The sequence below is a fragment of the Helicobacter felis ATCC 49179 genome (genome assembly GCF_000200595.1).
Classification (GTDB): domain Bacteria; phylum Campylobacterota; class Campylobacteria; order Campylobacterales; family Helicobacteraceae; genus Helicobacter; species Helicobacter felis.
Genome location: NC_014810.2, coordinates 912,535 through 927,008 on the forward strand (window position 1 = coordinate 912,535; position 14,474 = coordinate 927,008).

The following is a 14,474-nucleotide window of genomic DNA, read 5'->3' on the forward strand; positions in this document are numbered from 1 at the left end:
CCTCACTTAAAAAAATTTATGATCGACACGCTTGGTCTTTTCGCGTTCTTTTTTATAATCCCGTTCTGTAACGGCTTGAGATAGCCGCTTTTTTTCTGCCTTTTCTTTTTTCTTTAAATCTATTCTGCGCTCGTAATTGTGTTTGAGTTGCTGGATATAATCTTCGCGTCTCTCTGGTGATTGAAAAGAAATAGGCTTGAGCAAGAGAAGAGCTAGCATAAATAAAAAGATGAGCAAGGAAAGCTGGGCAGAATCCTCTCCATTGATGGCATACCACCCCATGCTCAAGGCTATGGCAAAGAGGATTTTCAAGCCTAGTTGCACTCTAACTCCCTTAGAGGAAAATAAAAGGATGTTGGTGGGCATCCAAACCAAGCATACCGGTATCTTTTTCACCCATTCCAAGCAAGAGGAGCTGAGATAAAAAGAGGGTGCTAGTGCTATCATGATCTCTTTGGCAAGCTTTGGAGGCTTGTTTAGCCAAGCTATCTAACATGTGAAACTGGCTTATGGAGGTGGTGAGTAAAAAATCAGCCCCTAGATCGATGGCATCATAGCGCATCGCTCCAAAACGCTTTAACGCTAAAGGCGTGTTAATATCTAGCAGATGGGCGCATGTTTGTTTGGCAAAAAGAGGGGTTTTACAAGCTAACTTTAAGGAATCAAAAAGGGGTGCATAGCTCTCTTCTTCGGGGGCAAATAGCACGCTTGAAAAACCCTCAAAAACTTTTTTAAGTTCTAAGCCAAGATTTTTTAGATGTGTGTTTAAGTATGTCAATGACGCGTCTTGATATTCCAAACCATAGGGGGAGAGAGTGGTGTTAATTTTCTCTCTAAGTTCCTGATTCTGTAGAAGTTCTTGGGCATACAGCGCGTTAGCATAGGAATCTTGATCGCACAACAGCAAGGGCACACCCATTTTTTGAGCAAGAGCCATGTTATAGGCGTTAGCACTGAGGAACTTTTCCAAATTCCCTAGCCGTCCCCAATAACCCCCATCAAAACAACATTCTGCTTCAATCACGCGCACTCCCAAGCGTTCCAAAAGAGATTTGACACTTTTTAAGAGTGGCGCGCTATTAAAGGCCTTATCGTAGGCATTAAAGAGCAAAAAATCGCCCTGATCTTTGGCGAGATGGGGAGTTTTAAATTGGTATTTGGATTCGAAATTTTTACCCAAGCGCGCCCATGCATTGTTAGCTACCGGACAATTAGAGCTTTGGATCAACATTTTTTGCAAATCGTAGATTTCAGTATCAATGCGCGCGCTTGTGGGGTAAAGGTAAGGATGGGGACTCACAAAGCCCATCACACCGTATTTAGGATCGGCAATGCTTTGGAGCAAATCCTTAGCGCGGTGTGGGTAACGCCCCATTAGCCACTTAATGTAGAGAAAAAAACCATCCCCAAAATACCCCTCAGGGTAATCTAATTGGATAAAGTTGATATTGGTGTATTTGCTCAGTGCGCAGCGTTCCTCGTGAGTGAGGAAGGGCGCGCTGTGGAAAAACCGTTGGTAGCCCTCTAAAATAGCCTCCTCATCCATAAGCAGGTCATGGCGGGCGTATCTAGTGCTCAAGGGTTCTAACACCCACTCTTTAGAAAAGCGCGTTACTAAATCCAAGACCGCTAAATCCTCAAAAACAGCCACCTCATTTAAGCGCAACCCCAAGTAGGTTTTATCGTAGCCGAAATCTCTAAGGGGAATGTGGCTTAAAACATCGCTCAGATGCCAATTTGGAGCATATTCCACAATACAAGACTGGTAGGCAGGGTTGTAGTCTTTAGTGGCATCAAATCTAAAAACCTTGAGATGTAATTTTAAGATACTCATTCATCACCTTGGAGAGTCTGCAAGATTTCTTTATTTCTAGGATCGGCTAAAAAAGCGTCCTTAGAGTCTTGAATCTGCGCTTCATTGCTGTCTACAAAAATATTTTTAGGATCGGAGCGGTTAAAAAGCACCACATTGGCATCGTTTTTGTCCTTGATGATAATTTGTACAATCCCTTCAAGGGCAATGCTCACCGTGGTTTCAATATCATCGCCCAAGCCCGCTTCAAAGCTGATTTCTTGGTGGTAGATTTTCAGGCTTTCAAAGGTGTAGCCTGCAAGCACAAATAAAACAAAATGCCCAAACCCCTCCAAGAGTTCCCGAGGCAATAAAGGCTCAAAACGCACCTTTGAGAGATCGCAAAAGACGCTAAAATTCACACGATTGGTATGTAGAAAATGGAGGTTATCCAAGCAGTGTTGGTTAACCATAGCGTTATAGCGCACGCCTAAATCCCTCAAAGCAAGTCCTCAAATTCACCTAGCATTTTTTCCACCTCGCCCATGCCAATTTTCCAAAATTCTTTATCGGCAATGTCTAACCCAAACATCCCGACCAATTCTTCAGGGCTTTGACTGCCTCCCTTGCTCAAAAATTCCGTATAGGTTTCCACAAAGGCCTTTTTCTCGCTAGGGGTTTGTTTTTGGCGGTATAGCCCAAAGAGGGCGAGCACTAAAAGTTGTCCATAGCTATAGGCATAGCAGTAAAAGGGCGAATGGATGAAGTGGGGGATGTAACTCCACCAACGGGCGTAATTTTTGGTGAGCTTGACACTTTTACCAAACATTTTGGCGTTTTCTTCCTGCCAAATAGTGTCAAAATCCTCCGCTTTGAGCTCGTTTTCCGTGCTGTGGATACGGCGTTCAAAATTGGTCATCACCACCTGTCTAAACATGGTCGAAAACATGTCTTCTAACTTGCCCGCATAGATATTGCGCAATTCTTTTTTATTCAAACTTGGTTTAAGACTCTCGAACAAAAGCATTTCCCCAAAAACAGATGCGGTTTCTGAAGTGGTCAGGGGCGTGTTGGCGTTGAGATAGCCCACTTGTTTGCTCAAAGTTTGGTGAATCATATGCCCAAATTCATGGGCGATAGTAAAGGCTGAACGGCGGTTATTGGTAAAATTTAACAGCACAAAGGGGTGCGCGCTAGGCACGGTGCTATCGCTAAACGCACCTCCGCGTTTTAAAGGGCGCGGATGCGAATCCACCCACCCGTGCGCCAATGCTTGCTCGGCGATGCTGTGGAATTTTGGGGAGAAGTCTTTATAGGCTTTGAGCACCAAATCAAGAGCTTCTTGATAAGTGATGGGGTTTTCTTTGGTGTCAATGGGTGCATAACGATCGTAGTCTTTGAGTTTGTAGCCCAAAAGCTTGGATTTGATTTTGTAGTAGCGTTGCACAAGAGCGTAATTGTCATTGACAATTTCTAACATGCTATCCACGCTAGCCTGAGGAATTTGATTGGAAAGGTGGCGGAAACTCTCAGGTTTTTCATAGTGGCGTAACTTGGTATCAATATGCAAGTCTTTACGCACCATATTGAGCACATAAGTGAGCACCATTTCGTTCTTTTTAAGGGCTTTTGTAAGGGCTTTTTGGGCTTTTTTGCGCAATTTACGATCAGGATTGTGCAATTCCGAGAGGATTTCTTCCTCGCTTACGAGGCGATCTTGAAAGGGAATTTTGAGAGCAGTCAGGGTTTTATCAAAGAGTTGAGAAAAAGCATCCACGCCCACGCTAGAGGTCGCTAAAAGGACCTTTTCCTCAGCCAAACTCAAAATATGCGCTTTCTGTTGCAAGAGCACGCGCAGAGTGTAGGCATATTTGGGAGTGGCTTGAATCAAGGCTTCTTGCTTGGCACTATCTAGGGCGCAAAATTCATTTTCAACAAAGAGGAGATGTTGCCCTAGTTCGCTACATAAAAGCTGGTATTTGGAAGCCAAATCGCTCTTTTCCATATCTGTTGACAAGATGAGGAAGACATAGCTCATCGCTCTAGAGATGCCCTCACTGAGTTCTTCATAGTCTTCCATCGCCTTTTTAAAACCTCCGGCTTCGAGCTGGGCAAAGCTATTGGCGTATTTCTTTTCATAGGCTTTAATTTTCTTATCCAAACTAGCCATGTGCGCATCTAGGTCTTCTACACTCTTAAAGAGCGCGCTTAAATCCCAACGATGCTCTAGGGTTTGGGTGTCTGCAGAGATTTCTTTTTTGCTCATTTTAGTAGGGCTCATCACTGATCCTTTATTATAAGTTTGGGGCGTATTTTAGCATGATTTATGGACTATTTAGTTTTTAGCCTTTTTGGCGTTTTGCGCGCCCTCTTTGTGCAAAATAAAACTGGCCAACGAGTCTAAGTATTTGAGCATGAAAGGGGTTACTAGCATGGAAAAAATGATCATGAGCACCAAGAATTGTTGGATGTCTTGAGGAAGCACATGGATAATCCCCTTCTCGTTTAAAAGAGCTAGCAAACCTTGGTGTTTTTGCAAGGTCAACACATGTTGTTTGCTCGCGGTCAAAAAAACAACAAGGGCAAATTCTCCAATTTGCGCTAACGAAAGAGCTGTTTTGATGGCACTTTTAGTATCTCTGAAAAAACGCAAGATGAAGTATAGGGTTGTGATCTTTAAAAACATTGTAAAACTCAGCAAAAGCACCACTGCAAAAAAATTGGCAAATAGGAACTTGATATTAATTTGCATGCCCACTGTTACAAAAAAAAGTCCTAGGAAGATATTTTTAAGAGGAGCAAATTCGTCTTGAACCTTGACATGGTAACGGGATTTGGAAATAGCCATACCCGCTATGAAAGCACCCAAAGACATAGAAAAGCCAAAAAAATGGCTCAAACTTGCCGCTCCAAAAACAATGAGCAGGATAGTCGCCATGAACAATTCGGGTAAGCGCGTCTCTGCTGCCAAGCTTAGGACTTTTGTAGCCACTTGTTTTCCGGGCAATAGCAAGATGAGAAGAATAATGGTTGCTGAGACCGCTGTTTTGACCAAGAGGTTTACCAAATTGGCTTGCGAATCTCCCATTAAAACCAAAATAAGCAACATAGGGATGGCGGCAATGTCTTGAAAAATTAAAATGCCCACTACAATTTTGCCCACAGGTGTAGCCAGTTGCTTGCTCTCTTCAAAAAATTTGAGCACAATTGCCGTTGAAGAGAGGGAGAAACCCATACTGACCACCAAAGAAAAGCCCCAAGAAGCCCCCATCACATAGTAGCCAAAGATGACAAAGGCTAGCGAAGTCAGCACAACTTGCAGACCACCAAAGATCAAAACCTCTTGCTTCATCGTTTTGAGTTTGTCAAAATTGAATTCTAGACCAATCATAAACATCAAAAAGACAATCCCAAAATCTGCAATATCTGAGAGAGATTCAAACTCATCGATATGAAAAAGAGCTACTAAAATGAGACCCGTCAAGATATAGCCAATAATGATGGGCATATCCATGCGCTTGAGCAAGAGTCCGCTCACTACGCTTAGCCCAAGTCCTGCGACAATAATATATAATGTGTGTAATTCCATGCGACATCCATTAAAGCAATGCTTAAAAGCCCGCATTGTATAATAAACAGACAAACAGGGAGAGTTTTTTGGAACAAACAATTGCCTTGGCTAGTGTCTATGAGTTACAAGGCCTCAAATCACAAGCCCTAGAGGTTTATAATAGTGTGTTAGAGAAAGAACCTACCAATGCAGAGGCTTTAAGCGGTGTCAAGCGCTTGAGTCAGCCTAGTGCTCAGTTGCGTGAATACGCTCCCTTACAACGCTTCGAGGTCCAAAAGATGCAAAAACTATTTATCCAAGCCGAAAGCCTTGAAGAGTTGCAAGCGATTGAAAAATGGTTGTTGGAATGGAATTAAAAAATATTATTGCACAGACTTTAGATGAAATCGGGCAAAAAGACCCCAAGCCCAAGACGGCAACTGAAGCCAAGCCCTCTGTGTGTATGTCCCAAGAAGAACAAGCCTTTTTAAGAGACCTTGAGCAAAAGACTTTGGTATTATTTGAGGGTCTTAGAGCCCATCAGATCAAGGATTTACCCACTAAACTCGATTTGGTGCTTAACTATTTGCAATACCAACTTTTTGTCGTGCAAGAAAGACTGAAAGTTTACCAACAGGATTAACTTTATTGAAGGTGTACAAGATGTTTAGGCGAATTTCTGACAAGGTGTATCTGTGATCAAAATCTTAATGATAGAGGATGATGTTGAACTTGCTGAAATTTTGAGCGAGTTTTTTCATCAACATGGCATTACGATTGTGAATTATGATGAACCCTATACAGGCATTAGTGCAGCCACAACCCAACCCTACGATCTTTTGCTATTGGATTTGACTTTGCCTAACTTAGATGGCTTAGAAGTGTGCCGTAAGATTTCCAAACAAAGGGACATCCCCATCATTATCTCCTCAGCCCGCAATGATATTGATGACAAGATTAAAGCGCTTGAATATGGAGCGGATGATTATATCCCAAAACCCTACGATCCCAAAGAGCTTTTGGCGCGAATCCAATCTCTTTTGAGACGCTATAATAAAAAACCTATCTCTGAAAGTGAGGACACTTCCAAAAGCCATCTTTTTAGAATTGATAAAGATGCTAGAGAAGTCTATATGCATAATAAAAAACTCGATTTGACTCGTGCAGAATACGAAATTTTAACCCTATTGATCAGTAAAAAGGGCTATGTTTTTTCTAGAGAATCGATTGCCATCGAATCTGAATCCATCAATCCAGAGAGCTCTAATAAGAGTATTGATGTTATTATTGGGCGCTTGCGCTCTAAGATTGAAGACGATCCTAAAAAGCCCAAGTATATTATTTCTGTACGAGGGGTGGGCTATAAACTAGAATATTAGCCCAGATCACTTTGTCTATCTTTAGCAAGATTGTTTTTTTATTTGTCATCTCTCTATCAAGCTTTGGGGCGTTTTCTTATTATTTTATTCGTTCCCAAATCGATCATGAAAACTTCCAAAATCAAATCCGCCACCAACAATTTGTAACCACTATCAATCAAGTCTTGGCCGACCAGCACAACCGCTACTCCGCTGAGGTGTATTTGCATGAATTAGGGTTTCAAGAAATTACTCAAGAAGAGTTACGCGAAGTATTGGCAGCGCAAAATGAAAAAATTGAGCGTGATGACAATCCCTTGGCGAGCATTCTCAAAGTGGGTAATATGATTTTTATCTCTCTTAAGGGCAACGGAGGGACTGTGCTCTACCATGAGATTCAAAAAACCTCTTATCACAACTATTACTTTGCTATGTTTGTCGGAGGGTTTTTGATTACAATGATCTTCGTATTTGTGTTGCGAGGATTTATGCCTATTAACGAGTTGCGCAAAAAAGTGCATCTCTTTTCCAATGGAGAGATGGATATTGAGTGCAAAATCGCCCAACAAGATGAAATCGGGGATTTGGCTTCTGCTTTTGATAGCGCCATTAAAAAAATCAAGGGACTCAATGAGTCGCGTATTTTATTTTTGCGCGCCATTATGCATGAATTGCGCACTCCCATCACAAAGGGGATCATTGTTGCCGAGATGGTGGATAACAAAATCCAAAAAGAGAGATTGGTGCGGACTTTTCAAAGATTAAATGCCCTCATTGAGCAGTTTGCCCGTATCGAGCAACTCTCCTCTAAAAACTACAAAGTGATTAAGGAAATTTTCACTATGGAGGAACTCTTAGAGCGGGTAAAAAATATGCTATTACTGGATCACAACAGCACCTCCATATGCGCGGCAGTGTCTAACTGCACTTTTCAAACAGATTTTGAACTCTTTGCCCTTGTTTTTAAGAATTTGCTAGACAATGCGCTCAAATACAGCCCCAACAAGCAAGCTAAAGTCGCCATTTTAGGGAAAAACCTTGTGATCTCCAATGAGGGGCAACCTATGAGAGAAGATTTAGCCCATTATTTTAAACCCTATTTTCAGCACAAACACCAAAGTGAAGCGCATGGTTTTGGTCTAGGTATGTATATTATCAAAACCGCCCTAGACACTTTGGGTTTTGTGTTGACTTATGATTATCAAAAGGGAATGAATGTATTTAGTATCCATGATTGCATTATGCGAGAGTTTTCTCCCCTTTTCACCCCCCCCCCCCCTCACAAAAAAACAGTAAAATAAACTAAAGGATGCCCATGTTCAAACGCCTAAGACGCTTGCGTTCGAGTCAGGTTTTGCGCGATCTAGTGTGTGAAACACGCCTACATATCCATGATTTTATCGCCCCTCTTTTTGTGCGCGAAGGCGAGGGGAAAACGCCTATTGCCTCTATGCCCGGCGTGTTTCAAATGGGATTAGATAGCCTTTTAGAAGAGTGCGCTCAGTTACAGAATATGGGCGTGCGCGCGATCTTGCTCTTTGGTTTGCCTGCCTATAAAGATTCTAAGGGATCGAGCGCGCTCAATGAAAATCACCCCGTTGCCAAAGCCACACGAGCTATCAAAGCCCGTTTTCCTGACCTCTATGTGATCGCCGATCTGTGTTTTTGCGAATACACCGACCATGGGCATTGTGGGGTTTTAGATTCGCATCAATGCCTAGATAATGACGCTAGCCTAGAGATTCTAGCCCAACAAGCCCTGATTTTAGCCACAAGTGGGGTGGATATGCTAGCTCCTAGTGCTATGCTAGATGGCATGGTGAGCACTTTGCGCCATGCTCTAGATTCTCATGGCTTTACTACTTTGCCCATTATGAGTTATTCGAGCAAATTTGCTAGTAGTTACTATGGTCCTTTTAGAGATGCCGCCCAATCTGCGCCCGAATTTGGCGATCGCAAGGGCTATCAGATGAATCCGGCTAATAGGCGCGAGGCTATTTTAGAAAGTCTAAACGATTCAAGCGAGGGGGCGGATATTTTAATGGTCAAACCCGCCTTAGCTTATTTGGATATTGTGCGTGCGATTAAAGAGCGCACGCTTTTACCCCTTGCCCTCTACAATGTGAGTGGGGAATATGCCATGTTCAAGTTAGCCCAATCCCATAACCTTATGGACTACGACCGCTTGCTCTTAGAAACTATGACAAGTTTTAAGCGCGCGGGAGCAGACATTATTATTAGTTACCACGCCAAAGAAATAGCACAACTCTTACAGAAAGGATTTTAATGGGACGGGCTTTTGAATACAGACGCGCAGCAAAGGAAAAACGCTGGGATAAGATGAGTAAGATTTTTCCCAAATTAGCCAAGGCGATCACTATGGCAGCCAAAGAGGGCGGAGGCGATCCAGGTAGCAATGCCAAATTGCGCACGGCCATACTCAACGCCAAAGCCCAAAACATGCCCAAAGATAATATTGAGGCAGCTATCAAGCGCGCCAATAGCAAAGAAGGGCAGTTAGTAGAGGTGAGCTATGAGGGTAAAGCAAATCATGGGGTGTTGCTCTTTGTGGAATGCATGACAGACAACCCCACACGCACGGTGGCTAATCTCAAAAGCTATTTTAATAAAACTCCCGGGGCTAGTATGGTGCCTAATGGATCGCTAGAGTTTATGTTTTCACGCAAAAGTGTCTTAGAGGGGCGTTTAGAGGATTTAAAAGCCCTCTCTCTCTCTTTAGAGGATTTAGAATTGAGCTTGATCGATTACGGACTAGAGAGCTTAGAAGTGGAAGAAGAGAGCTTTTTTGCTATCGGAGACTACCAAGACTTCAAACAACTCAATGAGGGCTTTGAAACCCTAAAACTCCCTATACACAAAGCCATTTTGCAACGCCTCCCCACAAGTCCGATCACTTTAAGTCCTGAGGCTTTAGCAGAAACAGAGAAACTTCTAGATCGCATCGAAGAAGATGAGGATGTGATCGCTCTGTATAGCAATATTGGGGAGTAAGACTTGCTATAATCCCCCATCTCAACTAAGGAGCAATTATGGATGGTTTAGCAGGCGTTGTCGTGGGCTCTTCGGCAATTTGCACCGTAGGCACGGGCGAGGGGCTTAACTATAGAGGTTATAGCATTGAGGATTTAGTGCAGAGGGCAGAATTTGAAGAAGTCGCCCATCTCTTGCTTGTGGGGCATTTGCCTAACCAATCCGAGCTTTGCGCCTTTAAAGCCCAATTACAAGAGTTTAGGCAACTCCCCCTAGTGGTGCGCCAAGTCTTAGAAGCTCTACCCATTAGCACGCACCCTATGGATGTGCTCAAGGCCGGGGTTGTAGCTTTAGGCTGTGTGGCTAGTGAGGCGTTGGATTTCTCTAATCAACACTTAAAAGCCGTGCAAATTTTAGGCGCTTTACCTGCCATACTCATCTATTGGCATCACTACCACAAACATGGCCAAAAAATATCTCTACGCTCTGATGCAAACATGGCTACTTATCTGCTAGAGTTCTTGCGCCAACAGCCCCCCTTAGAGGTAGAGATCAAGGCGATGGATGCCATGCTTACCCTTTATGCCGAACACGAATTTAATGCTTCCACTTACGCCAATCGCATCACAGCCAGCACTCTCGCAGACATCCATTCCTGCGTAGTTACGGGCATTAATACTTTAAAGGGGCGTTTGCACGGGGGAGCTAATGAGATGGCTATTGCTTTTATTCTGCGTTTTAAAAGTGTGCAAGAGGCCCTGCAAGAAGTCGATGCTCTCTTTGCTAGAAAAGAAAAAATCATGGGCTTTGGGCATCGCATTTATAAGCAAGCCGATCCTAGAAGTGCAGTGGGGGTTGAGTTAGCCAAAGAGCTAAAACATTTGGGCGATCCGCTTCTCTTTGACATCGCCCTAGCTATTAGAGATAAGGTTAAAAAAGAAAAGGGCTTGCCTGATAATATTGATTTCTTTGGGGGGTTAGTTTATCATTATATGTGTTTAGAACGCCTCTATTACACCCCGCTTTTTGTGATGTCTCGCGCGGCCGGATGGATGGCGCATGCCCTAGAGCAACGGGCTAATAACCGCATTATCCGCCCTAGATCTACTTATACCGGCGAGCCCAAACGCCCCTTTGTGCCCCTTAAGGATCGCTAAAGCATCCATTACAAACCGCGTAAGACTAGAAATGGGTTGGGGAAAGAAAGCCGCAAAAAGGTTGGAGTCTCAAAAAGATGATCGACTCCATGCTATTATACAGATTTACTAATCCACATAATAGGGACAATTATGGGAGCAACTCTCCTCAGTGGGGCTAAATTTGGTCTTTCTTATTTGGGTTTGTGGCTGTTGGTCTACTATGTCTATGGTTGCTTTTCTCAAAGTTCTTCTAAGCTTTTTAGCTTTGTAAGAGCAGTGGCGCGCTTGTGCGTGGAATTGTTATTAGCAGGGCTCACATTAGTGGCACTATGGACATTATTTTCTCAAAAATATTGGAATTTTCTAGCCCAAGTGATCACGCTTTTTATCAAAAACGATTCATTCACTTTCTATCAAGCTTGGGGCCATATTCAGCGTTGTTTATTAGCCATGTGGCATGACGCTTTAAATTTCACATGGATACAAATTGCCTTGAGTGCATTGGTATTGTTAAATCTCTTGACTTCTTTGCGCCTCCTTTTTAGCCAACGCCTAGCAGAGCAGATTAGAAAACTTGTGTCTAAATCTAGCAAAAGCTACCAAGACATTGTGCGTGCGGAGGCAAAATACATCGCTTCGTTCGCGCTTTGCGCGCTTTTATTGTGGGGGCTTTGCGCCTTCACATTCCACCACCTGCCTATTAAGTTTCCCCTGCATGAAGAAGTTCTTTGGGGTTATTTTGCTCTCTTTATGCTCTTGCGCTGGTATTTTAGCCCCTCTGTGAAGGTGCGTGTTAACATCAAGCCCTTTTTGAGCGCTTTTCAAGCCCTCGATCGTGCCTTGATTTTATTTCTAATCCCTAGTACGCATCTCAAACTCCAAGCCCAAAAAGACAAATATACCACCTTAGCCACCCAATTACAAAAGGATTTATTAGCCCGTCAAATGGAGTTTAGGGACTTGAGCGTGTTAAAAATCCCCAACAATTTAGAATTATTGCTCTATAACAGCACTCTAGGTCTGCTCGCCCAAAGCATAGAAAATATCATCAAGATTAAAGAAAAATGCAGAGCTAAAGATGTTTATACAGCTTTTTCTAAAGAACCCTTTTTGGAATTTACCCTAGATCGTAGCGATGATCCCTATTTGAAACAAGCTAGCAAAGAGAGAGCTTACGAACTCAAAGAAATTTATTCTCAGGCCCATAAAGAAGACCCCGATGCTTTCGTAGAAACTCTAGCCCAAAGCGTGCCCAATTTATCCTTTGCTCAATACGCCATTGAAAATCAATGTTACTACCTCCCTTTTGAAAAATTAGACAATTACAGCGCGTGTAGTTCTTGTGGCAAACTCATGCCCAAAAACGACATAGAGGGCGAATATTTTTGCTCCCAAGAGTGTAAGCAGACAGAACAAGTGTGCATGCAAATTAGCGACACTCTCAGCCCCGCGCTTGAGGATCAAGATTTTACAGCCTTTTATCAAGCCTTAAGAGAAGATCAAGAAAGGCAATTCAAACGCGTTACAGATATTTTAAGTGGGATCACCATTAATAATATTGTGGTGGCGCAAAATTGGGTAGAACTCTATAAGCCTCTTGCTAATGCAAGCACCGGGCATGGCTACATGGCTGAAATCCTCAACAACCGCACGGATTTAAGCGCGGGCAAAAATGCGATCATTGTGGGGGATAATAATCTTAAAGATGGGGCAGATCGCCTTGTCAATGGGATGGAAATCCAAACCAAATACTGCAAGAGCGCTACAAGGACTTTTAATGAACTTCTAAATGACAATGGGGAGTACCGCTACTACAATAAAGAGGGGCAGGCGATGGTAGTAGAAGTGCCCAAAGAGCAGTATGAGGGGGTGGTTGCCAAAATGAAGCAGAGCATTCAAGAAGGCAAGGTTAGGGGGGTGAGCGATCCTAACGAGGCGTATAAGATTGTGAAAAAAGGGAGTGTAACCTATAGAGAAGCGGTGAATGCCACTAAGTTTTGCACCAAAGAGAGCCTAAAGTTTGATGCGCAACGCGCCTCAGTGGTGGCAGCTAGTGCCTTTGGGGTATCCTTTGTATGCAATAGCGCGTTTTTGCTCTTTAGAGGTAAAAGCATTAAAGAATCCCTAAAAAGCGCGCTGTTTGCTAGCACCGCTAGCGCGGGTAAGGCCTTTTTAGTCTCTATGATCGCCATGCAAGCCCAGCGCACGGTGCTAAAAAGCTTTTTGGAGAGCGCGATCAATTTTAATTTTAATGGGAATTTTATTGGGCGGGGTTTAGCAGAGCTGGGCAGAAGGGGGGCGGGTGCGGCTTCTAAAAGGGTGATCAACTCGAGCGCTAATTCTGTTATTCGGAGTAATCTTGTGGTGGCTGGGGCGACTATGCTTGTTACTAGCGGGATTGAGGTTACCCAAATGGCAAGGGGCAAAATTTCAGGCATGCAATGCGTGAAAAATATCGCCGTGAATGCAACAGGAGTAGCAGGAGGCATGGGCGGGGCGATGGCCGGGGCAACTATAGGGACTATGCTCTTGCCCGGAATTGGCACGGGCGTGGGGGCGTTTGTGGGTGGGATCGCTGGAGGTCTAGCAGGAACTAAGCTGGGTAAAAACATTTTTGGCAGGTGGATTGAGGACGATCAGGTGAAGATTTATCGCCTCTTTTTTTGGTATATCCAGTATTTAGCCCTCTTGTTTCGCATGGATGAAAAAGAAATGCAGGCATTTCAAATGATGATAGATAACACAATCGCCCAGTATGGGGAACAAGCGTTTTTTAAAGAGATTCGCGCAGGCGCGCAACAAACCCTCCCTCACATCAACGCCATTTTAAAACCTATGGCGGTGATTGTGGTCTCTGCGCGTCCTAAAGTCCCGGCTATAATCTTTGATCAAGCCCACGCCAAAGAAGCGGGGGTTGCTCTGCTCAAAGAGATGGCTTAATTTGTCTTAAGAGATGTTAAAAAATGGCGCGCTTTTTGCAAAGCCAAAAAGCGGTGTGAGATTGCATTTTTTTCTTGAATGCGATCTAGACTTAAGGTGTAGCCCTCTGGAATAAATAGAGGATCGTAGCCAAAAGCTTGGGGGTTAAGCGGGGATTTACAAACTCTCCCTTTGCACTCACCCCTAAAACCTTGCTCATAAAATCGCCCTCCAACTTGCGCGCACACGGCTATGACACACACAAAAGAGGCTAGCGATTGAGTGATCTTTAATTCCTCTAAACAGGCAAGTAATTTTAGGTTATTTTGTGTGTCATCGCAGGGGGTTTGAGGGGTTTGAAAACGCCCTTGAGCGATGTCTCTAGCTCCCTCTTTGATTGAGGCAAAGCGCGCGCTATAAATGCCGGGCATGCCCTTTAGAGCGGACACACAAAGCCCGCTATCATCAGCAAGCACACAAAAATCTTCCTGCATTTTTGGCAAAAGCTGGTAAATTCTTTGAGCCTTGATGCGCGCGTTTTGCTCAAAACTTGTCCCATTTTCCTCAATCTCTATATTCTCTAAAAATGTGCGGTAGCTTTTGACCTCCATGCCCTCCAAAATAGCTTGTAATTCTTGTATTTTTTTAGGGTTATTGCTAGAGAGAATGATTTGCATTAAAACTTCTTGTTTAGTATCTAGGCCTTAACACGATGTTTTAAGCTT

At 43.5% G+C, this 14,474-nt stretch carries 14 protein-coding genes; 8 read left to right on the plus strand and 6 right to left on the minus strand.

Annotation, left to right across the window (positions count from 1 at the left end; translation table 11 throughout):
• Positions 1-6: 6 nt before the first annotated feature.
• From HFELIS_RS04645 to HFELIS_RS04665, 5 genes are read right to left on the minus strand one after another with little or no spacing between them, the layout of a single operon-like run.
• A complete protein-coding gene (locus tag HFELIS_RS04645; protein WP_041303214.1) occupies positions 7-324 on the minus strand; it encodes a hypothetical protein in 318 nt (105 codons plus the stop codon).
• A 10-nt stretch (positions 325-334) separates the two neighbouring features.
• Positions 335-1,834, minus strand: coding sequence for a DUF5644 domain-containing protein (locus HFELIS_RS04650; RefSeq protein WP_013469380.1), 1,500 nt, complete (start codon positions 1,832-1,834; stop codon positions 335-337).
• Entirely contained in the window at positions 1,831-2,295 is a 465-nt protein-coding gene (locus HFELIS_RS04655; RefSeq protein WP_231844151.1) for a hypothetical protein, read from the minus strand. Before HFELIS_RS04655 ends, HFELIS_RS04650 begins: the two co-directional genes overlap by 4 nt.
• On the minus strand, positions 2,292-4,073 hold the full coding sequence (locus HFELIS_RS04660; RefSeq protein ID WP_013469382.1) for a M3 family oligoendopeptidase: 1,782 nt from the start codon (positions 4,071-4,073) through the stop codon (positions 2,292-2,294). The genes HFELIS_RS04655 and HFELIS_RS04660 overlap by 4 nt, the downstream gene beginning before the upstream one ends.
• A 54-nt stretch (positions 4,074-4,127) precedes the next feature.
• Positions 4,128-5,381, minus strand: coding sequence for a cation:proton antiporter domain-containing protein (locus HFELIS_RS04665; RefSeq protein WP_013469383.1), 1,254 nt, complete (start codon positions 5,379-5,381; stop codon positions 4,128-4,130).
• A 68-nt stretch (positions 5,382-5,449) separates the two neighbouring features.
• Between HFELIS_RS04665 and HFELIS_RS04670 the strand changes: the two genes are divergently transcribed.
• From HFELIS_RS04670 to HFELIS_RS04705, 8 genes are all read left to right on the plus strand, one after another.
• Positions 5,450-5,719, plus strand: a complete 270-nt coding sequence (locus tag HFELIS_RS04670; RefSeq protein ID WP_013469384.1) for a hypothetical protein — start codon at positions 5,450-5,452, stop codon at positions 5,717-5,719.
• Complete coding sequence (locus tag HFELIS_RS04675; protein ID WP_013469385.1) at positions 5,710-5,985, plus strand: CiaD-like domain-containing protein; 276 nt, start codon at positions 5,710-5,712, stop codon at positions 5,983-5,985. The genes HFELIS_RS04670 and HFELIS_RS04675 overlap by 10 nt, the downstream gene beginning before the upstream one ends.
• Before the next feature lie 52 nt (positions 5,986-6,037).
• A complete protein-coding gene (gene arsR, locus HFELIS_RS04680) occupies positions 6,038-6,721 on the plus strand; it encodes an acid response regulator transcription factor ArsR (RefSeq protein ID WP_041302803.1) in 684 nt (227 codons plus the stop codon).
• 5 nt (positions 6,722-6,726) lie between these two features.
• Positions 6,727-8,001, plus strand: coding sequence for an ArsS family sensor histidine kinase (locus HFELIS_RS04685; RefSeq protein WP_041302805.1), 1,275 nt, complete (start codon positions 6,727-6,729; stop codon positions 7,999-8,001).
• 14 nt (positions 8,002-8,015) lie between these two features.
• Positions 8,016-8,987 (plus strand): porphobilinogen synthase, encoded by a 972-nt coding sequence (gene hemB / locus HFELIS_RS04690; protein WP_013469388.1) that lies wholly within the window; start codon positions 8,016-8,018, stop codon positions 8,985-8,987.
• On the plus strand, positions 8,987-9,712 hold the full coding sequence (locus tag HFELIS_RS04695) for a YebC/PmpR family DNA-binding transcriptional regulator (protein ID WP_013469389.1): 726 nt from the start codon (positions 8,987-8,989) through the stop codon (positions 9,710-9,712). The genes hemB and HFELIS_RS04695 overlap by 1 nt, the downstream gene beginning before the upstream one ends.
• 38 nt (positions 9,713-9,750) lie before the next feature.
• Positions 9,751-10,848, plus strand: coding sequence for a citrate/2-methylcitrate synthase (locus tag HFELIS_RS04700; protein WP_013469390.1), 1,098 nt, complete (start codon positions 9,751-9,753; stop codon positions 10,846-10,848).
• Between the two features lie 132 nt (positions 10,849-10,980).
• Positions 10,981-13,770, plus strand: coding sequence for a hypothetical protein (locus tag HFELIS_RS04705; protein ID WP_013469391.1), 2,790 nt, complete (start codon positions 10,981-10,983; stop codon positions 13,768-13,770).
• Here the strand turns inward: HFELIS_RS04705 and HFELIS_RS04710 are convergent.
• Positions 13,767-14,426, minus strand: a complete 660-nt coding sequence (locus HFELIS_RS04710; RefSeq protein ID WP_013469392.1) for a non-canonical purine NTP pyrophosphatase — start codon at positions 14,424-14,426, stop codon at positions 13,767-13,769. The two genes, HFELIS_RS04705 and HFELIS_RS04710, sit on opposite strands and share 4 nt — an antisense overlap.
• Positions 14,427-14,474 lie beyond the last annotated feature (48 nt).